We start from the raw sequence: 20124 nt of genomic DNA on the forward strand, positions 1-20124 counted from the left end.
TATACGCTTGTAAGTAATCGAAAGTTTGTGCAAATGCCTTAGTTTTTATTAAATAAAATCAGGTGTGTTTACAGACTTGGCCTCAACTCCAGAGTTACTATGTTCCTATAATGCTTTTTTGTAGGACTTTAAATAAATCCCCCTGAACTAATACTCATGAAAGAAATGTGTATACATTTTCGAGGAGTCACCGTCCTCCACTCACTCCAAAACTATCAAAATTAGTCAGCGTTAACTATTCGTATTTCTCAAGAAGAGAAGATTTTATGACATTGATTCATTTATATGTCATTTTCCTTTGAATCCACTGAAATTTATGTTATAGAAACTAACATAAAAAGTTAATAATTCGAACGTGATTTAGCTAAATTATCTAAAAAAAGGTATTACTTTCTACAAAAGCTCTAATGAACTCTGTCTGTTCTTTTTTTAAAATATAGATACAGCAAACAGAAGGGCGGGACATCAATGCTAAGGCTTTATTCATCTGAAAAATATAAAAGTGTTAAGCATTTTATAGATTGGTTAGCAACTTTTGGAGAAACAGAAGACGGTGGGGTGACAAGACTTCTTTATACGAAAGAATGGAAAAATGCTCAAAATGCACTTAAGCAAGAGATGAGCGAAATGGGGATGGAAACGTATTTTGATACAGTTGGAAATCTATTTGGCCGTATTGAAGGAATAAAAGATAAACAACATGTTATTTTAACCGGATCACATATCGATACGGTAGTAGATGGTGGCAAATATGATGGTACCTATGGCGTTATCGCTAGCCTTTTAGCCACCAAAATGTTGCTTGAACAATATGGACGTCCGCAAAAAACAATCGAAGTAGTTTCACTATGTGAAGAAGAGGGAAGCCGATTTCCACTTACGTATTGGGGATCTAAAAATATTACTGGAGAATATTCCTTGGAAAATATTAGATACTTAAGGGATTTAAATGATATCTCATTCCAACATGCAATGGGGGAGGCCGGATTTCCAATCGCATCTTATCAAAACAATAAGCGAAATGATATTAAGCGTTTTATAGAAGTGCATATCGAGCAAGGATCTATTTTAGAAAAAAATAAGGCAGATATTGGATTAGTTACTCACATAGTTGGCCAATGCCGTTATACAGTACAACTGATAGGTGAAAGTAATCATGCAGGAACTACACCAATGGCTGAGCGAAAAGATCCAATGGTTTGTGCTGCAAATTGCATTGTTACATTAACTAAAAAAGCAGAGGCATCTTATTACCAAGGTTTGAGAGTAACAGTTGGCAGTATAAATGCAGAACCTAACGTTTCGAATGTCATTGCTAAAAGTGTTTCTTTTACTTTAGATGTTCGCCATCACGAAAAAGATATTTTACAAGAATATTGTGAAGATATGATTCAAATGATTAAAGAAAAGGCTATGAAAAGCGGTATTCAAATTAGTATAAAAAAATGGGCAGATAGTGAACCAGTAGCTTTAGATACTTCACTACATAGCGTGATGAGAAAAATTATTAAAAATAAAGGCTTACGAGATATGGAAATGGTTAGTGGAGCGGGACATGATTCACAAATTCTAGGTATTCATTATCCAACGACTTTATTTTTTGTCCCAAGCCATAAGGGTATTAGCCATTCACCATTAGAATTTACATCACTTGAAGACCTAGAGAATGGTGTATCAGTATTAAAAGAAATTCTTTATAAATTAGCCTATGAAGGAGTGGAATTATGATGAAGTATCGTCTCTTACAATCATCAAACCGTACAATTTTGGCGCCTAGATCGGTAGAAGTTGTTTCAAGGGTGCTTCAATCCATGAAACCCTCAGAGCAAAATCGATTATTTATCGTTAATGCAGTACAATCTGTACGAATTCGTTATGGATACGAACCAAAACGTGTGCAAGCAGTAGAGGCAGCATTTGACTTTTATGGAGTCCCAAGTTATTCAATTGAATCAGGTGTTTACAAATGATGATATTATCAGGAGCATTGGTAGTTGAGCCTCATCAAGTGACACATTCAGACATGGCTATTCAAAATGGAAAGATTTTTGCGATAGGACCTAATTTGAGAAAAACGAATGCACAACAAGTAGATGTAACTGGAAAGATTATTATGCCAGGAGTTATAGATACACATGTTCATATCAATGAACCTGGAAACGAAGAGTGGGAGGGCTTTGAAACAGGATCATACATGCTAGCTGCAGGGGGTGTTACTACTTTTTTTGATATGCCATTAAACAGTAATCCACCTACCATTAATCTTCCTGCTTTCCAGCTTAAAAAACAATTAGCAAAGAAAAAATCATGTATCGATTTTCGACTTTGGGGCGGATTGGTACCTTCGAATTTATCACAGTTACATACATTAGCTGAAAATGGGGCTATAGGATTTAAGGCTTTTCTTTCTGATTCCGGGTTTCTACCTTTTTCATCTGTTAGTGACAGGATCCTGCTGCAAGGAATGTTTGAAATAGCGAAGATAGGAAAAATTCTAGCACTGCATGCAGAAAGTGATGCGATCACATCTTTGCTTGCACAACAAAAGATAAAAAATGGAGCTTGTACTGCCCAAGATTATAACGAATCCCGTCCAGTTGTCGCAGAGGTAGAAGCAGTGCAACGTGCATTAGCTTATGCAAAAGTGACAGGATGTGCTCTACATTTTGTCCATATAAGCACACCACAATCAGTAGAAATTATCCACCACGCTAAACAATGCGGACAAGATGTAACGCTAGAAACTTGCCCGCATTATTTACTTTTTAATGATACAGCATACGATGCACATCATGTTTATGCTAAATGTGCACCACCCTTACGTTCTGAGTCTTTGCGTAGAGAGTTGATTCAACAATTGGTTGAAGGTAAAATTGACTATGTCGCATCTGATCATTCCCCTTGTCCCGCTTATATGAAAGAAGTAGGTAGAAATAATTATTTTGATGTTTGGGGCGGTGTTAGTGGAGGACAATTTACACTTCTTTCTATTTTACAAATTGCTGAACAATATGGTTTAACGTTAACAGAAGTAGCTCGATTAACTTCACAAGCACCTGCTGAAAGATTTGGTTTAAAGACAAAGGGGAAATTAGCGGTGGGAATGGATGCGGATTTTGTCATTGTTGAGAAAAAAGCATTTACAGTAGATAAAGATCAAATCTTTGCAAAGCATAAAGGGAATATCTATCAAGATCATACATTTGCGCATCGAATTGTTAGCACTTATTTAAATGGAAAGTTGGTATTCCAAGCTGATGAATAAATTTTTATAGCATGTTTTCTTTGCCAGAAGCAATATCATTGAATTTATTTATATAAACATCAATTTTATCCCGTGTTAACGGGTAGTAAGAACCCCACCACAAGGTTTAGAGAGAAGCGAGAAAGATAGGTGGAGATCAACTGCCCGTAAAAGCCTGATTAACCATCAGTGGGGGATGAAGAAAACCCCACTGATGGAAGCTTCACTTTATCAATCATTTTCTTCTTAAAATCCGCTAATATACAATTTTGATAGTTGTGGAGCGAACGGCTACGACTTTTTGAAAAATGAAATATATTCCTTTTTTGTATGCAGGAAGTTGGACATTTGCAGATAAGAAATCACAATGGATTGTTAGAGATATATGTAAAGTGGAGTGAATTAAATTTAAAAAAATATTGACAGTTTCTAAAAAGTATCATATATTATTTTTACAAGAATAGTAGGAATTGAAAAGATCGCTTACTAGAAAACTAGAGGCTCTTATTTTTTATTATTATATACGATGTATCTAGTATCATTGCTATATAAATATAAAATAATAGGAGTTTTTTGCTTTTTAAAGGATTTTTTCGCGATAAAAGGGGATTAAATACATGGGGAAAGTATATATTGTGGGAGCAGGTCCAGGAGATATAGATTTAATAACAGTCAAAGGCTTGCATTGCATTCAAGAAGCAGATGTTATTATGTATGATCGCTTGGTCAATAAAGGATTGTTAAAATATGTAAAATCAGATGCCCAACTAATCTTCTGTGGTAAATTACCAAATCGCCATGCAATGATACAAGAATATATCAATCAATCATTAGTAGATTATGCACAGGAAGGAAAGATCGTCACACGCTTAAAGGGTGGAGATCCTTTCGTTTTTGGTCGTGGTGCAGAGGAAGCTGAATTTTTGTCAGATCATCATATTGCCTTTGAAATTGTTCCAGGTATTACTTCTGGTATCGCGGCTCCAGCATATGCAGGTATCCCGGTTACGCATCGTGATATAAGTTCAAGTTTTGCTATTGTCACGGGTCATATGGGAGATGGGAAAGCTGATTCGATAAAATGGGAAAGCTTAGCGAAGGGAGTTGATACACTGGCAATTTATATGGGCGTACATAATCTTCCATATATAGTTTCACAGTTGCTACGTTATGGAAGGAATCCAAAAACACCAGTTGCGCTAGTCCATTGGGGTACATATGAAAGGCAGAAGACTGTTACAGGGACGTTAGAAACAATTGTACAAACTGTCAAACAACATGCGCTCGAAAATCCAAGCATGATTATCGTAGGAGAGGTCGTCAATTTGCGACAAAAAATTCAATGGTTTGAAAATCACAAAGAGGAACTTCAACAAATTCCTATTTAATGAGGTGTAGTTGATGAAAGCAGTACTATATGTGGCCCACGGCAGTCGAGTGGAAGAAGGAAATCAACAAGCTATCTCATTTCTGAAAGAGGTTCAAAAGGAAATACAAGTACCCATACAAGAAATTTGTTTTTTAGAATTGGTTGAACCTACAGTGGAGCAAGGAATGACAAATTGTATTTTAAAAGGTGCTACAGAGATAGCAATCGTACCTATTTTACTATTAACTGCTAAGCATGCTAAAAAAGATATTCCTCTTAAGATCGAGAGGGGAAAACAACAATATCCAAAGGTCAAGTTTTCGTATGGTCGTCCACTGGGCATTGATCATCGATTAATCCAAACGATTTATAAAAGGATTATTGAAAGTAATATCCCTATAACCAATAAGTCTGAAGTACTATTAATTGGTCGTGGCAGTAGTGATCCTGCCGCATGGAGAGATTTCTTAGAAATTGCCACACAGCTTAAGCTCAAATTTGGTATTCGTAAGGTAGAGATTGCCTTTCTTTATGGTCAGGGTCCGCAGTTTGATACTTATTTACAAATATTAAAGGAAAGGCAATCGGAACAACTATTTATCGTTCCTTATTTGTTATTCCAAGGAAAGCTGAGACAAGGAATCGATCGTAAATTGAATGAAACCAAAATCCCTCAAAATGTAATTATTTGTAATAGTTTAGGATATGACGAATGCGTAAAGGAAGTAGTCGTTGACCGTGTACGGGAAGTTTTAAACCCATTTCAACTAAAAGAGGTGGTGATATGATGGAGACTGATACTAAACCAACAAACGAGTATTTACGCAAAACATTGAGTGAAATCATTAGCAAAATCCAATATGGTTCTGTTCGAATTATTATTCAAGATAGCTATATTATCCAAATTGAAAAGCAAGAAAAAAAGCGTTATAAAATAAAACTGCAATAAAATCAATTTCACACAGTGTGAGTCAAACAGCTCATTAGTGTGAGATAAAAATTTTTCGACGCCTTTTATTTAATGTCACGTGGGAAGAGCAAATAAAGTCTTGGAAAGAGCAAATAACCCATCCGAGAGAGCGAATAACCCCTTGGAAAGAGCGAGTAAAGTTCCTAAGAGAGCGATAAAGTCTCGGAAAGAGTGAGTAAATCCACGAGAAAAGCAAACGTTGAGACCCAGCATGAGCAATTAAGGAGTGGAGTTGCGGTGCGCCAAGTCATATGGCAACGACTTTATGACCCATGTCCTGTTGCCCCAAGGAGGTTCAAACCGTCCCAGTAGGAAAGCGAGCAAGTCATAGCGGAAATCAGCAAACATAGTATTTTACATGAAAAAAATGGATAATCAACACGTTTGAAAGTAAATGTTACCATTAACCAATCTGAGGTGAATCAATTTGACATTAAAAGTTATCAACAGTCCATTTAGCGAAAAACAGGTAAAGCTACTAAATGAATTGTTACCACATTTAACACACGAACAAAAAATATGGTTAAATGGTTATTTGAGTGCACCAAACGCTGCTGTTGAAGTGACAGTAGAAGAAAAGGAACAGGAAAAACCGTTAGAAAGTAAAACAATTACAGCTACTGTTTTGTATGGTTCACAAACTGGGAATAGCCAATCTCTAGCAGAAAAATTTTCACAACAACTGAAAGAAAATCAAGTAGATGTGACAATATCATCTTTGGCTGATTTTCCGACAAAAAATTTAAAAAAAATCGATCATTTAATTATCATTACAAGTACACACGGAGATGGAGAACCGCCAGATAATGCTATTCCATTTTATGATTTTTTGCATAGTAAACGTGCGCCCAAATTAGACCATCTTCAATATGCAGTTCTTGCTTTAGGAGATAGTTCCTATGAATATTTTTGTAAAGCTGGTGCAGACATCGATGAACAGCTAAAAAAATTAGGAGCTAGTCCTTTGATTGAAAGAGCGGACTGTGATTTAGATTTTCATGACGATGCACAAAATTGGTTTACACAATTACAACAAGAATTATTGAAATCTTCTGTTAAAACGGATTCTGTACAAAATGTGAGTACCAAAACGCAACCGTCTTCTGCGTATGATCGTCAAAATCCCTTCCAAGCCAAAGTATTAGAGAAGATTAATCTTAATATGGATGGCTCAAACAAAGAAACCTATCATCTGGAGTTATCGATAGAGGGTTCTGGATTAGCATTTGAGCCGGGAGATAGTCTAGGAATCTATCCGAAAAACAATTTGGCACTCGTCACTCAGCTATTAAATGCTTTAAATTTTGAAAAAGATACACAGGTAAAGTTTGATGGTAAAACAGAAAGTCTATTATCAACTTTGTGGAATCGTGCTGAGATTACGGTTTTATCGAAACCTATATTGCAAAAGATCACTAACTTTACTGAAAGTGAAAGATTAGCAGAACTTCTTGCGAATGATGGATGGAAGGATTATGTAATTGGTAGAGATTTATTAGATGTAGCAGAGGATTTTGCACCATTTACTTGGACGGCACAACAATTTGTGGAGCTTTTAAGAAAAATCCCCCCTCGTTTATATTCTATTGCAAGCAGCTATGAGGCCAATCCTGATGAGGTTCATTTAACGATCGGGAGAGTTCAATATGACTCTTATGATCGGACACGCTTTGGCGTATGCTCCAATAGCATTGCTGAAGAAATAGAAATTGGAGATACTTTACCTGTTTTTGTTCAGCATAACCCGAACTTTAAGTTACCTGAAGATCCACAGACACCAATAATACTGATTGGTGCGGGAACTGGGGTTGCACCATTCCGCTCATTTATAGAGCAACGGGAAGAGATAGAAGCTAAAGGTGATGCTTGGTTATTCTTTGGAGATCAGCATTTTGTAACAGACTTTCTTTATCAAATTGAATGGCAACGTTGGTTAAAAGAAGGTTATTTAACCAAAATGAATGTTGCTTTCTCTCGTGATACAGAACAGAAAGTTTATGTTCAACATCGCTTAAAAGAAAATGCGGCTGAAGTTTATAAATGGATTGAAAAAGGCGCTGTTATTTATGTATGTGGCGATGAAAAAACCATGGCACACGATGTTGATGTAACCTTACAAGAGATTTTAGCAGAGCAGGGCGGTCAATCAGCGGAAGAAGCAGCGAAAGCACTGAAAACATTACAACAACAGAAGCGGTATCAACGAGATGTTTATTAACAAGGAGGCGCAAGTTGATGACACAAAAAGCGACAGTACAACCCCCCCAAGGTACTCCTAGTGAAAATGAGAGGATCAAGCAAGCAAGTAATTATTTACGGGGGACATTAAAGGAATCCTTAGCCAATTCGTTAACAGGAGCAATTGCGGAAGACGATCAAGCACTTATTAAATTCCATGGAATCTATATGCAGGATAACCGGGATGAACGAGCAGAACGTCAAAAGAAAAAGCTAGAGCCATCTTATCAGTTCATGATTCGTGTAAGAATTCCAGGAGGTGCTGTAACACCGGAACAATGGCTGACTTTGGACCAATTAACCAATACATATGGTAGTGGTACATTAAGAGCAACGACTCGTCAAACATTACAGATCCACGGTATTTTAAAATGGAATTTGACCAAAACGATACAACAAATGAATACAGTATTACTAGATTCTATTGCAGCATGTGGTGATGTCAATAGGAATGTAATGTGTAATGTTATCCCAACGCAATCCCAAGTCCACCAAGAAATTTATGATTGGTCTGTGAAAATTAGTGAAAATCTATTGCCTCGAACCAATGCATACCATGAAATCTGGCTTGATGGTGAGAAAGTAGTAGATACACGACCACAAGAAGAAATAGAACCGATTTATAAAGCTTTATATTTGCCTCGTAAATTTAAGATCGGTATCGCGCTTCCTCCAAGCAATGATATAGACGTGTTTTCACAAGATGTAGGGCTAATTGCTATTGTCGAAGATGGAGTACTTGCAGGTTTTAATGTTTCTGTAGGTGGAGGAATGGGAATGACACATGGTGAAGAAACAACATATCCTCAGCTAGGAAAACTAATTGGCTTTATCAAACCGGAACAAGTACTATTGACTACAGAAACGATTCTGACGATTCAACGAGATTTTGGTAATCGCTCCAATCGTAAAAATGCTCGTTTTAAATATACGATCGATCGCTTTGGATTGGATTGGCTGAAAGAAGAATTAGAAGACAGACTTGGCTTCAAACTTGAACCAGTGAGAGACTATCATTTTGATCGTTCAGGGGATGAATTTGGCTGGAAAAAAGGCGAAGATGGTAAATGGCATTTCACCTTATTTGTACAAAATGGCCGAATCAAAGATTTTGAAGACTATCCATTAATGACAGGGTTACGAGAAATCGCCAAGGTGCATAAAGGAAAATTCTATATGACCCCCAATCAGAATGTTATGATTAGCGATGTGGCGCCTTCACAAAAAAGTAGGATCAGCAGGCTTATCAAAAAATATAAGCTGACGGATGGGGCACATTATTCAGCGTTACGTCGTAATTCGATTTCATGTGTTTCTTTACCAACATGTAGTCTAGCAATGGCTGAAGCGGAGCGCTACCTACCGTCATTAATTACTAAAATTGATGAAATAGTGGAGGAAGAAGGTCTTCAGGAAACAGAAATTACAATCCGTATGTCAGGATGTCCAAACGGTTGTTCACGTGCCGCGATTGCTGAGATCGGCTTTTTAGGAAAAGGACCAGGAAAGTATAATATGTATTTAGGTGCTGCATTTAACGGAGAGCGCTTGAATAAAATATACCGCGAAAATGTAGGAGAAGAAGAAATTCTAAAAGAGTTACGCCCAATCTTGCACCATTATGCAAAAGAGCGTCTTGAGGGCGAACATTTTGGCGATTTCGTCATTCGAGCTGGCTATGTAAAAGCAACAACGGATGGTACAAACTTCCATTCTAAATAGCATTATTTATATAAAAGAATCAATTTCATAATGCAAAATTTGCGTATGAAATTGATTCAAAAGTACGATGATTTTAATAGAATCAAAAGTTCCATTCTATAAAATAATTTTTCTATAGTGAGAAATCTAACGCTATTTGTGTGAAACCTTAAAACACAGATCAACTAATGGAAAAGCAAAGGAGTTCAATTCAGATTGATGCTGAATTGAGCTCCTTTTTCTTGTTCTTTAATAGTAGTCTATTTAGCGATTGCTAGGTAGCTATACTATTTCGTTTGTAGTTACACATTCATTAGTGCTGTTGAAAAAATTCTGCAATGAGTTCAGTCGTTTTTTTCGTATCTTCTTCAAAGAATTCCATTTTACTAAAATAGCTATGAATAAGCCCTGGCATCACGACATGTTTAGCTTCTATTCCAGCTTCACGAAGTCGAGTAACATAGGCAATCCCCTCATCCAATAAAACATCAAATTCTGCAGCAATCAAAATGGTCCGTGGAATTTTACTCAAGTCTTTTGCAATTAGCGGAGACACAGAAGGATTATATTTTAACTTTGAATCTTTGATATATTGATTGATAAACCAAACCATGCCTTTTTGATCCAAGCCATATCCCAAACCGAATTTTTCGTAAGAGGATGTATGAAAGTTAATATTAGTGACAGGATAAATAAGCGCTTGTCCAGCTATTTCTGGCCCGTTTTTATCGGCTGCCCATTGTGAGACCACAGCTGCAATATTACCGCCGGCACTATCACCTGCTACATATAATTTCGATAGATCCACATGTAAAGATTTTGCATTTTCTGCAACCCAAAGAAGGGCATCATAACTATCTTGAATTGGGGTTGGAAATGGATATTCAGGTGCAAGTCGATAATCGACAGATACAACTACTGATTTTGAGGAAGCTGTTAAGTAGCGACAACCACCATCTGCATAATCGGGGTTACCGAAAACCCATCCTCCACCGTGATAGTAAATAATGATTGGAAATGGACCAGTTCCAACAGGTGTATAAATTCGCACCAAGATTTGTGCGCCATCAGATACCGTGATTAGTCGATCTTCAATAGAGGCAATTCCTTCAACTGACACCTGGTGAATGGGTGCAGCGGCTCTTTCCGCTCTAGCTTCTTCAGGTGTTTGTTCATAATACTGTACACCTTTATGTGCTTCTATATATGCTAATGATCCTTTTGCTAAGGTCATGTGATCGCTTCCCTTCAAGTTAACTATAATCATATTATACCACAAATTGTATTAATCCTATTGAATAACTATGTTTTAAATGAAATTAATTTATAAAAAAGAAATTAATGTTGCTATAATAGAAAAATTAGGGAATTAGTATCCATAACTGAAAACCCACAAATTCACCACTAAGTAGATGCTGCATTATGAAACTCTCTGTATCCATTCACTAGACTCTGCTCTGCTACATCCTTGTTTGAGGCGAAATGAAATGCATGAACTTCATAAGGAAAATGTCGAACGAAAGAAAATAAATGATTGATGTATAGTTTAGAACAATTTGTAATTATAATACGATTCAACTGTATTGTCACGAAATATTTGCAATATTATTTGTGTAGTTTAATTTCTTAGATACATTTCGTATTTGATAATAAAAAATAGAAAATTGAAACTATTTCATGATGTTTTACGTATTCAAGTTGATAAACTTATTATGAGGAAGTGAATGAAGTGAGCTTACAATCAAAAGGATTTTTTGTTGGATTAGCAGCTTTCATTGTTACAACGGTTGCATTGGTTTTGATTGGTCAAAAATTTTCCATTTATTGGCTGACATTTAGCTATACGTATGATAATCAAGCAGAAGGATTATATTTTACAGTAGAGCCAGTCATGCCACTTATTCTCGGTTTAATAATGTCTATGATTACTGAATGGATATACATTAGAAATAGTTCTAAAAAAAGATAGCATGCATCAATCTTAATATCCTTTCTCAAGCGTGTTGATTATCCAATTTCCCCCCAAAATATAGTGTATTCGCTGATTTCCGCTACGGCTTGCACGACTCATGCGGGCGAATGCTGGGGGCAACAGGATGTTGGTCACGGAGTCGTTGCCACAGGACGTGGCGCACTACAACTCCGTTCCTTAATCGCTACGCTGCGGGGTCTCACTATTCGCTTTTCCCGAGGGAGGTCCTTTAACTAAGAAACTATTATTTTATCCCGCATGAACAGGCAGTAATCCCCACTTCAAGTTCCAGTAAAAAGGAAGAGGAGAAAGTGTGAGAAACTGCCGTAAAAGTCGGATTGATTGAACTAACATTCAGTTAGGGATGAAGGAAAACTTCACCATGAGAAGTTTCACTTTATTCCAAGTCCAGTTCAACCTCAGATAAATTTTCTATATCAGTTGAACCAAATACTAGCATAAACAGTAATACAGTCAAAATGACGGAGCCCGTAAAACCCTTACCATTGAAACTCTTACCATTTGAATTTTTTCGATCAAATTCGCTCATGAATTATCTCCTTTATCCATTTTTTGCTGAAAGGCTTCAAATATTTCATCAAACGTTAAATCACCGTTTTCTTCAAAGAAGTCAGCTAATGGGTCGGATTTTTTCTTTTTATTGGATTGAAATTTGCCTATTAAATTAACCGTAATGATCGTAGAGCCACGAAATAATCGTACAGAGTCCACTTTTAATTTTCCTGAAAGCAACAATGCAGCTGCAACCAAATCTATATGTTTTCCTTCTGTTAAATCTTCCAACGAAAAATCTGAGATGGATCGGTGTTTTTTGAATTTCCGTGAATTTGTATTTTGAGATTGTTGATTGGATTTGTTTCTATTATTGTTGCTATAGTGATGCTCCATTCAAGAAAACACCTCCTCAAACTATCTTATGTCTGCTAAAAAAACTTGTGAATAAGCAAAAAAGATCCATTTTAAAAATGTTTGAAGGACAGCAGCTTTATCCAACAGTGAAGAGCAGTAAGTTCCTCCCGCTTCAAAACTCAAGTAAAAAGAAAAGGTTAAGTGGAGGTCTTGGCCGCTTATAAAAGTCAGATCAATTGGACTAACGTAAGGGACAAAGAAAGTCCATTCTGTGAGAAGATTCGCTTTGTTTCATCCGAATTAATAGAGGTTTTTCAGATTTGCTTTTAAAAAAAGATTGCGATTACGGACAAATTGTAGAATCATTTCTGGTTCATAATCAAAGATATCAATATTGTCATTGATATATGGATCGAGGAGATAATAAGGTCTGATAAGATCATGAAGGGCTGCTACCTTGTCTTCCAAATAGTTGACTGTATACTTTGTCTCCAGGATTTCTTCTAGCTTCTCTTTATATATTTTACGGAAGTCAGGTATCTCTAATAATCGATCTTTTAGCATATTGCCGGGTTTTCCTTCAATAGGAACATATTTGTGATCCATAATGCCACCACTAATTTTACGCCCCCATGTCGCGTCATAATCCCAAGGCATAATTTCGAACAAGCCGTTATCACTATTACGATATAAAGAATAGTTATGGTTGAAACCGTCATTATTCATGGTACAAACTACTCCAACTAACCAATTAAAGTATTTTTCTATATTTATATAATTTTGGATGTGATAATGGAAATCTTTCATATGCGTATTATTAATAACTGTGATCAAATCAATAAGGTATTGGTCATCCGAAAGTAATCCATTTGCCCGTTGCATACCAGAAAGGAGAGATCTTTTTCGTCTGCCATCTCTTTCAAAAGAAAAATTTGCATCATTATTAGTGGCATAATAAATAGGGCCAGGAGGAAGATTTCTTTTCTGTAAGAACAAGTCATCAACAGATTCTAATTGTAAATAAATGCCCCTAAATGTTTCATTGCGAAAAAAATTGATATGCTTGCAATCTGGTGCAAGGACGCCTAAATCCTGAAAAAAATCAAGAGAGAGCTTATTGCGCATAATGGAAGGATCTTTGTATTCTGCGTTAAGATGAATAGCATGTGCTCCTAAGATGTTATTGGCATTTTTAAAATGAACGATGTATGACCTTTTGCGGAATTTCCTTGTGTATGCCCCTCGATAACCGAGTCGAATTTTATAATCTATTTGATCAATCATCAATTTGGCAGGAGCGGCATAATCATTCAATAAATTTTCCCTCAATATATTTAACTCATCTTCGTCGATCGTTAATATATAAGAAGGTACAATTTCTGACATATCATCACCTACCTTGTTGCGGACTATCATAAAGGTAACAAAAGCCTTCCCCAATCACTTTGACTAAGGAAAGCTTTCATGAATAGAATTAGTGTCTTATGTTAAAGGAGAGTAGATTATATACTATGCTGTCATCGTTTATTTACTTAGTTTTTTGTCTTGTATACATACACGAAAATGTTCAAAATAATTCTTTTATTTATTTTTCATGAAATAAACATAGTTAAAGCTTTTTGGGACAAGTTAAATGAAAGAATAATAATTGAGGTGATGATCATGATGATTGAAAGATCGCCTGATTGGGAAGAAGGATTTGCCGAAAGATTAGAGCAACATAATTGGGACAGTTGGACATTATATAATATGTGTTACGAAATTGAAAAAGCAAATCTTATCACTGAATTTACAGGACTTCAATCTCCCAAATACTTACCTAACTTAACTCCTCTTCCTCATCAACTAGATGTTGCTCAGACTGTCATTGAAAAAATGAATGGAAAGGCGATATTGGCGGATGAAGTAGGACTTGGAAAAACCATTGAAGCAGGTTTGATCTTGAAAGAATATCTCATAAGAGGGCTTGTGAAAAAAGCATTAATATTATCGCCGGCTTCACTGATTAATCAATGGGCTGAAGAATTGAACAACAAATTTTATATTCCAGCCACTCCGTATAAAAAGAAATGCTCATTAGAACATATCGATATTGTTATTATGAGTATGGATACCGCTAAAAAAAGTCCCCACAGAGAACTCATTTATAATCAGGATTACGATATGATTATTATTGATGAGGCCCACAAACTTAAAAATCACAAAACGAAAATTTATGAATTTGTGCAAAGTTTGAAGAAAAAATTTTGCTTGTTACTAACGGCTACGCCAATTCAAAATGATGTTTTTGAATTATTTTATCTTATTTCTTTACTGAGACCAGGGCATCTTGGAAACTTCGATGTATTTCAAAGAGCCTTTTCAGCGAGTAAACACAATTTCGAAAACGATGAATTTTTGAAAGAATTGGTCAACCAAGTGATGGTGAGAAATCGAAGACAGGATACAGGCATAGAATGGACAAATCGTTGTGTTCAAAACATCCTCGTTCATTTTACAAAAGAAGAAAGAGAAGTGTATGAGATGTTTCCTCAATTGAGGGATGTGTCATCTGTCTTTTCAGAAACATTTTCCATGATTACTTTGCAAAAGGAAATGTGTAGTAGTAAGGAAGCTTGTAGTTTGACATTAGAGAATATGAGCCAAAACTGTAGTGATGAAGATAGTATCCAGTTTGTAAAAGAAATGATGGAGAAGTTAATGTCATTGGAGATTAACGCGAAGGCAGAAAAGGCATATGAGATTATTTCAAAAGCGAATGATAAGGTCATTATATTTACAGAATATCGTGCAAGTCAAATTTATCTCCAATGGTTTCTTCATACGAAAGGAATCAAAAGTGTCCTATTTAACGGGAAATTCAGTAAAAGTAAAAGAGATTATATGAAACGACTTTTTCAGGAGCAGGCACAAGTTTTGATCGCAACAGAAGCGGGCGGAGAAGGTATCAACCTTCAATTCTGCCATCATGTGATCAATTATGATCTACCATGGAATCCGATGAAATTAGAACAACGGATCGGGCGTGTTCATAGGCTTGGACAAGAACATGATGTGCAAATTTATAATCTTGTTATTGTTGATACCATTGAGCAGAATATTTTAGACTTACTTCAAACAAAAATTGATGTTTTTGAAAAAGCGGTGGGCGAACTAGATGAAATTTTAGCGCTTAAAAAGTCCATGTAAATAGGGTAAGAAACTTAGGAAGGAAGGAAAATATGTTTCCTAAACAAGTTCACAGATATTTAAAAGATTTTTTTCAAGAAACAGATTGTCAAGTTATAGAAGAAGGCGAGCAGTATTTAACTGTACAGTTAACCATTGATATGGATAAGAGGATCATGAATCGACCTTTTTACTGGAAATATATTGAAAGTACAAACGGAGTCCCATCCCCCTCTCAATTGACCCTGATATCAGATCAAAATAATCTGAAAGATGATGTAAAAGGTGAAGTGATTCACTTTGGTTCCTATCGTTTGAACCAGCTATTTGAAGTTACGAAGGAGCTGGGTGCATATGTACAGATGTTTGAACGACTAAGTATATATGACGATCCGTCCATCTTAACGCCCTATTTAGGTGTCAATTATAAAGTGTCTTACTTTAGCGATAAAACGAAAGAAACGCTTTACTCTTTAGGGATTAATTTGATGACAGGTAAGATTATTGAGGACTTTCATGATATCGTTACTCAAATCGATCTAGTTTCAGATGTTCCACAAAAGGCGATCCCTCTGCAATATATCATCAAGCCGGTACGAGCAATCAATCGCTTGGATGCAGTGATTCAACATACCATCCAATTAGACGATCATACATGGATAGAAGAAGCAAAAAAAAGATGGAAAAGAGATCAAAGAGTATTGGAATATTTTTATCAAGATACAGAAGAAAAGCCGGATTTCTACGAAATTGAAGCAAAAGCTTTAGAAGAAAGATATAATACCAAGGTCAAAATGGAAATTATTAATGGCGGATTATTTTATTTGAAATAAGCTGAATAGGGGAAAATATATTTCTTTATGACATCAAGTCCAGTGCAATTCATTTGCATAGGACTTTTTTCAATTGATACATAATCTTTATGCTTTAAAGGAATTTGAATTTGTCATGCCAATACGAGAATAATAAAAAGGGTATGCTCTAATCATCGGTTGTACCGGATTTTGAACTACCCCTGAAATCGCTATGTTGTTTTTTTGATCGTAAAGTTAGCGTTCAATAATGCCCAGTTTTGAGGAAAAGGGAATCCTAACGCCCAATAGCTAACGCCTCTTAGATTGAATTTTTTGATCAGATCAAATTTTGCCTGTGCACTTCTAGCGTCTTCAAACCAAACTTCATGCTGTTGCCCATCTTCATCTGCATAGCGGTAGTATGGTGATTGCGCGGTTTCATCAAAGTAAATAGTAGCCCCATATTTTACTGCACGTTGAATCGCCTCTTGTGGACTAAAGGTTTCAGCCTCTTGCCCCGCAACATGAGGGATTTTCCAATCTCTCGCATAAATTTGGAAGCCTAAAAAAATCTTATTGGCTGGTATGACCGATAATGCATATTCAACGACTTTTTGGATCTCGTCAATTGGAGAAATGGCTTGCGGAGGTCCTAAACGATAACCCCATTCATATGTCATCAAAATAACGAAGTCTGCAATTCTGCCATGTGCAGGATAGTCATGAGCTTCATATAGTAGTCCTCCTTGAGCGGCACTTGTTTTTGGAGCAAGTGCTGTTGAAACAAAATAACCTTTTGGATGAAGTCGATCAACAGCCAGTTGTAAAAAAGTATTATAATTTTCTCGATCAGCAGGTAAAACATTTTCGAAATCAATATTTAATCCTTTATAACCTTTGGCATCCATCACTTTTAAAACATTCTCAATGGTCTTTTCTCTTAGATTTTTATTGGATAAAATGATGTGTGCCACATTAGAGCCCGTTTCAGTAGCTGTAAAATTAGTAATCGACATGAGTGGTGTTACTTGCTTTGATTTGGCAGCATCCAGTATAGCATCATCATTAAAAGGTTCTAATGTGGCATCTTCTTTTACTTTATAAGCGAAGGGGCTCATATAGGTCAGTAGATCGCCAACTTCTTTAATCGATTGTGCGCCCTCTTCTGGAGATTGATACGTATAAGCATTGGATTCGATCGTTGTTTTCGTTCTAGGAATGATTAAAGGTGTTCCAGCATATAGAATAGCTCCAGCAGGGATTCGATTCGCATGGACAATGGCTTGCACAGTTGTACCATACTGATGGGCGATTTGCCATAAGGTTTCTCCATAACGAACAATATGTGTCCTTCCTGAGGTTGGAATAACTAAAGATTGCCCCACTACTAACTCATTTGGATTTTCTAATTGATTCACCTGAATAATAGATTGGATATCCACATGATATTGTGAAGCAATTTGCCAAAGTGTTTCTCCTCTACGCACAATATGTATCTCCAAGACATTCTCCTTCCATACAATATTTCGACATATGATATTCATATATATGATATAATTAGTAATATATGCATAAAAATATGGCTTATAGAAAATAAATAACCTTGGAATTATCTGTATAAATAATTAGTATGTGAGGCGTACCGATTCGTCTTTTTTATACGACAACAATAGGTAGTAAACATTGTTTTAAGGTTTGCCCGCAGGAAAGCGAGCAAGCCTTCGTTGCAATCAACGAATCTCCCTATTTCTATAGATTAAATTGGATAATCAAGACGCTTGGTAAAATATTTGCATTTATAGGGATAATTTATGATATTATAGGCAAAAGTATATAGAATAGAAGTTTGGAAAATACTGTTGTGTATGAAATACGCTCATATAAATTTAGAAATTAGAGAAAATAAAAGGAGAATTATGATTTTGAAACTTATTTTAGACTTTCTATTTTTAATGATCATTGGATACTATACCTATATGTTTATCCAACTCTTATTCAAAATGAGGAAAAACATTATTTTTCCGACATCAAATGAAGAGTTTAGCGCAATCCGAAAGTATCCGCAAAAACCCGTAAACCTTCCCACATATTCAAAGCAAAAGATGGAAATTATTATCTATTCATTTGTGTTGCTATTAACGATAACCATGTTTATCATTGGGGCATTTTACACACAATTTGATGGATCGTTTTATTTATTGTTATTACTTCCATTATCTAATGCACACAATCTGTTAAATCTATTTGCAATTGCAGAAGACGGATTGTTAACAGGCAGTCGCTATGTTGCTTGGCGAAAAATAAAATCATTTTATTTCGTTCCCATTGACAGGAACCACAAGTATTATGGATTTTCAAAAGAGGTCAACAAAGGTTATGAATTAATCATAAAAAAGAGGATTTTTTCAAATAGCTGTATTGTGACATCAGAGGAAGTCAAAGAAAAATTAACTGAGATTTTTGATGAACATGGCTTAAAAGAACAGGAAGAATCTTTATATAAGGTTTCTAGATACTGAATGTCATGATATAAAGTAATGCAGTTAGGATCAAAAAAGTCGGTTTACCACTTTGGGTAAATCGACTTTTTTTATATCCTAAACAAGCAAGAGCGAAAATAGTAAGCGATACGGTTCATTCTTTGCTTGAGGAAAACATCATGAAATTTTGCCTTATAAGAATAAAGATTATTTACACGATTTTCAAATTCTTTTAGAGTGACCTTTATCCCGCGTTAACGGGCAGTAAAACCTCCATTGATGGAAATTTCACTTTACTTTTATTTAAACATAGGTACCTTTTTTAACACAATACAAACAGGAATGGAGACGATTATTCCGATAACATTTTGGGCGATATTACCAGGCATAGAGGCTACTGGTGCAATCCAATTATGATATAGAATTCCTTCACATAGATAATAGACAGCTAACATGACTGGAGCAGAAAGAATGGCACCAAGTAAATTGAAAGCGACACTGTTGCCTTTACGACCTTTCGACCAAGCAATTTTTCCTGCAATATAGCCTTGTAAACCACGAGCTATAACTGTAAATGGTGCCCACAATGTCCAACCAGAGATCAAGTCAAATAATCCCATTCCGAGGGCGCCAGCAATCGCTCCTTTTTTGGGCCCAAATAAAAAAGAGGAGATAAAAAGCATAGCTGTGCCAAGATGAACAAGCCCTCCATTAGAGGCAATAGGAAGTTTGATATTTAAAAAAACAGTAGCCACAAATACAAGAGCAATAAGCATTGCGGTTAAAATCACATTAAAAGTTTGTGAGTGCGAGTTTGAATAACTTTGTGTTTTTTGCATGGTTATAAACCTTCTTTACTTTTTAAATTTACTGCTAACGTTAGCAAAAAACTGACTTATTTAAAAGCATCACTTTAGCATAAAATGATAAGGTCAGTTTTAGAATAAAGCGCACTCATACGATCATTTATGATTTTGAATAACTGAAAACGGAAGGTCAGAGTTAAAGATTTTCCTTTCTTTTTGCATGCCTCAGTTTTGATAGCATGCATTTATTTCGCAGGAAATAAATTACGTATCAAGATGCAAGTAACAAGCGGCAAAAGAAATGTAGCAACAATTTCTACTAAAGCTCTATTGTTTTAATGAATCTACAATGTGGGATGAAGAAAACTCATTAGTGAAGTCTCATTTTATAAACAGTTGCTGTTGTTATGAAAAATAAACTGGATATTTTCTTATGGCAAAAAGGTTCAATTAATTAAAAATGAATGGTTTTCCAGAATAAATAAGGATCTTTTTCTATAAAAACCTTGTTT

Annotated in this window: 18 protein-coding genes; 12 read left to right on the forward strand and 6 right to left on the reverse strand. The window is 35.7% G+C overall.

Going from position 1 to position 20124, the window contains the following annotated elements; translation table 11 throughout:
• Nucleotides 1–468 precede the first annotated feature (468 nt).
• The 8 genes from allC (at nt 469) to cysI (ending at nt 9543) form a co-directional block, all read left to right on the forward strand.
• Nucleotides 469–1728, forward strand: coding sequence for an allantoate deiminase (gene allC, locus FEZ13_RS02950; RefSeq protein WP_146551397.1), 1260 nt, complete (start codon nt 469–471; stop codon nt 1726–1728).
• Nucleotides 1728–1970, forward strand: coding sequence for a hypothetical protein (locus FEZ13_RS02955; protein ID WP_146551398.1), 243 nt, complete (start codon nt 1728–1730; stop codon nt 1968–1970). Before allC ends, FEZ13_RS02955 begins: the two co-directional genes overlap by 1 nt.
• A complete protein-coding gene (gene allB, locus FEZ13_RS02960) occupies nt 1967–3265 on the forward strand; it encodes an allantoinase AllB (protein ID WP_146551399.1) in 1299 nt (432 codons plus the stop codon). Before FEZ13_RS02955 ends, allB begins: the two co-directional genes overlap by 4 nt.
• A 596-nt stretch (nt 3266–3861) precedes the next feature.
• The gene (gene cobA, locus FEZ13_RS02970) at nt 3862–4632 is read left to right on the forward strand and encodes a uroporphyrinogen-III C-methyltransferase (protein WP_146551400.1); all 771 of its coding nucleotides are present in this window, start codon (nt 3862–3864) and stop codon (nt 4630–4632) included.
• A gap of 13 nt (nt 4633–4645) precedes the next feature.
• Complete coding sequence (locus FEZ13_RS02975) at nt 4646–5401, forward strand: sirohydrochlorin chelatase (protein WP_146551401.1); 756 nt, start codon at nt 4646–4648, stop codon at nt 5399–5401.
• Entirely contained in the window at nt 5401–5562 is a 162-nt protein-coding gene (locus FEZ13_RS02980) for a YezD family protein (RefSeq protein ID WP_146548443.1), read from the forward strand. The genes FEZ13_RS02975 and FEZ13_RS02980 overlap by 1 nt, the downstream gene beginning before the upstream one ends.
• A 448-nt stretch (nt 5563–6010) precedes the next feature.
• The gene (locus FEZ13_RS02985; protein WP_146551402.1) at nt 6011–7801 is read left to right on the forward strand and encodes an assimilatory sulfite reductase (NADPH) flavoprotein subunit; all 1791 of its coding nucleotides are present in this window, start codon (nt 6011–6013) and stop codon (nt 7799–7801) included.
• A gap of 17 nt (nt 7802–7818) precedes the next feature.
• On the forward strand, nt 7819–9543 hold the full coding sequence (gene cysI, locus FEZ13_RS02990) for an assimilatory sulfite reductase (NADPH) hemoprotein subunit (RefSeq protein WP_146551403.1): 1725 nt from the start codon (nt 7819–7821) through the stop codon (nt 9541–9543).
• A 292-nt stretch (nt 9544–9835) separates the two neighbouring features.
• On the opposite strand, the gene FEZ13_RS02995 is transcribed toward cysI, so the two are convergent.
• Nucleotides 9836–10756 carry an alpha/beta hydrolase gene (locus tag FEZ13_RS02995; RefSeq protein WP_146551404.1) on the reverse strand — a complete coding sequence of 307 codons (921 nt, stop codon included), beginning with the start codon at nt 10754–10756 and terminating at the stop codon, nt 9836–9838.
• Between the two features lie 495 nt (nt 10757–11251).
• On the opposite strand from FEZ13_RS02995, the gene FEZ13_RS03000 reads away from it, so the two are divergent.
• Nucleotides 11252–11491, forward strand: coding sequence for a hypothetical protein (locus FEZ13_RS03000; RefSeq protein WP_146551405.1), 240 nt, complete (start codon nt 11252–11254; stop codon nt 11489–11491).
• A 400-nt stretch (nt 11492–11891) separates the two neighbouring features.
• Here the strand turns inward: FEZ13_RS03000 and FEZ13_RS19300 are convergent, their stop codons facing one another.
• The 3 genes from FEZ13_RS19300 to FEZ13_RS03010 all read right to left on the reverse strand — a co-directional run bounded on the left by FEZ13_RS19300 (nt 11892) and on the right by FEZ13_RS03010 (nt 13750).
• The gene (locus FEZ13_RS19300; RefSeq protein WP_186725740.1) at nt 11892–12044 is read right to left on the reverse strand and encodes a hypothetical protein; all 153 of its coding nucleotides are present in this window, start codon (nt 12042–12044) and stop codon (nt 11892–11894) included.
• Nucleotides 12041–12403 carry a hypothetical protein gene (locus FEZ13_RS03005; protein WP_243881352.1) on the reverse strand — a complete coding sequence of 121 codons (363 nt, stop codon included), beginning with the start codon at nt 12401–12403 and terminating at the stop codon, nt 12041–12043. Before FEZ13_RS03005 ends, FEZ13_RS19300 begins: the two co-directional genes overlap by 4 nt.
• 261 nt (nt 12404–12664) lie before the next feature.
• Complete coding sequence (locus FEZ13_RS03010) at nt 12665–13750, reverse strand: CotH kinase family protein (RefSeq protein ID WP_146551406.1); 1086 nt, start codon at nt 13748–13750, stop codon at nt 12665–12667.
• 276 nt (nt 13751–14026) lie between these two features.
• On the opposite strand from FEZ13_RS03010, the gene FEZ13_RS03015 reads away from it, so the two are divergent.
• Together FEZ13_RS03015 and FEZ13_RS03020 are read left to right on the forward strand one after the other, a co-directional pair.
• On the forward strand, nt 14027–15553 hold the full coding sequence (locus FEZ13_RS03015; RefSeq protein WP_186725741.1) for a DEAD/DEAH box helicase: 1527 nt from the start codon (nt 14027–14029) through the stop codon (nt 15551–15553).
• A 32-nt stretch (nt 15554–15585) separates the two neighbouring features.
• Nucleotides 15586–16365, forward strand: coding sequence for a YqhG family protein (locus FEZ13_RS03020; protein ID WP_146551408.1), 780 nt, complete (start codon nt 15586–15588; stop codon nt 16363–16365).
• 191 nt (nt 16366–16556) lie between these two features.
• Here the strand turns inward: FEZ13_RS03020 and FEZ13_RS03025 are convergent, their stop codons facing one another.
• Nucleotides 16557–17828 (reverse strand): glycoside hydrolase family 18 protein, encoded by a 1272-nt coding sequence (locus FEZ13_RS03025; protein ID WP_146551409.1) that lies wholly within the window; start codon nt 17826–17828, stop codon nt 16557–16559.
• A gap of 420 nt (nt 17829–18248) precedes the next feature.
• Here FEZ13_RS03025 and FEZ13_RS03030 point away from each other — a divergent pair, with 420 nt between their 5' ends.
• Nucleotides 18249–18845, forward strand: a complete 597-nt coding sequence (locus tag FEZ13_RS03030) for a hypothetical protein (protein WP_146551410.1) — start codon at nt 18249–18251, stop codon at nt 18843–18845.
• A gap of 260 nt (nt 18846–19105) precedes the next feature.
• Here the strand turns inward: FEZ13_RS03030 and FEZ13_RS03035 are convergent, their stop codons facing one another.
• Nucleotides 19106–19645 carry an ECF transporter S component gene (locus tag FEZ13_RS03035; RefSeq protein ID WP_146551411.1) on the reverse strand — a complete coding sequence of 180 codons (540 nt, stop codon included), beginning with the start codon at nt 19643–19645 and terminating at the stop codon, nt 19106–19108.
• Between the last annotated feature and the right edge of the window lie 479 nt (nt 19646–20124).

It is taken from the genome of Rummeliibacillus sp. SL167, assembly GCF_007896505.1.
Classification (GTDB): domain Bacteria; phylum Bacillota; class Bacilli; order Bacillales_A; family Planococcaceae; genus Rummeliibacillus; species Rummeliibacillus suwonensis.

What these genes read in the sequence shown, in the direction of transcription:
- allB (WP_146551399.1), top strand. Translation starts at nt 1,967, where the DNA reads ATGATGATATTATCAGGAGCATTGGTAGTTGAGCCTCATCAAGTGACA.
- FEZ13_RS02995 (WP_146551404.1), bottom strand. Translation starts at nt 10,756, where the DNA reads ATGACCTTAGCAAAAGGATCATTAGCATATATAGAAGCACATAAAGGT.
- FEZ13_RS03005 (WP_243881352.1), bottom strand. Translation starts at nt 12,403, where the DNA reads ATGGAGCATCACTATAGCAACAATAATAGAAACAAATCCAATCAACAA.
- FEZ13_RS02975 (WP_146551401.1), top strand. Translation starts at nt 4,646, where the DNA reads ATGAAAGCAGTACTATATGTGGCCCACGGCAGTCGAGTGGAAGAAGGA.
- FEZ13_RS02955 (WP_146551398.1), top strand. Translation starts at nt 1,728, where the DNA reads ATGAAGTATCGTCTCTTACAATCATCAAACCGTACAATTTTGGCGCCT.
- FEZ13_RS03015 (WP_186725741.1), top strand. Translation starts at nt 14,027, where the DNA reads ATGATGATTGAAAGATCGCCTGATTGGGAAGAAGGATTTGCCGAAAGA.
- FEZ13_RS03020 (WP_146551408.1), top strand. Translation starts at nt 15,586, where the DNA reads ATGTTTCCTAAACAAGTTCACAGATATTTAAAAGATTTTTTTCAAGAA.
- FEZ13_RS19300 (WP_186725740.1), bottom strand. Translation starts at nt 12,044, where the DNA reads ATGAGCGAATTTGATCGAAAAAATTCAAATGGTAAGAGTTTCAATGGT.
- allC (WP_146551397.1), top strand. Translation starts at nt 469, where the DNA reads ATGCTAAGGCTTTATTCATCTGAAAAATATAAAAGTGTTAAGCATTTT.
- FEZ13_RS03010 (WP_146551406.1), bottom strand. Translation starts at nt 13,750, where the DNA reads ATGTCAGAAATTGTACCTTCTTATATATTAACGATCGACGAAGATGAG.
- FEZ13_RS02980 (WP_146548443.1), top strand. Translation starts at nt 5,401, where the DNA reads ATGGAGACTGATACTAAACCAACAAACGAGTATTTACGCAAAACATTG.
- cobA (WP_146551400.1), top strand. Translation starts at nt 3,862, where the DNA reads ATGGGGAAAGTATATATTGTGGGAGCAGGTCCAGGAGATATAGATTTA.
- FEZ13_RS03035 (WP_146551411.1), bottom strand. Translation starts at nt 19,645, where the DNA reads ATGCAAAAAACACAAAGTTATTCAAACTCGCACTCACAAACTTTTAAT.
- cysI (WP_146551403.1), top strand. Translation starts at nt 7,819, where the DNA reads ATGACACAAAAAGCGACAGTACAACCCCCCCAAGGTACTCCTAGTGAA.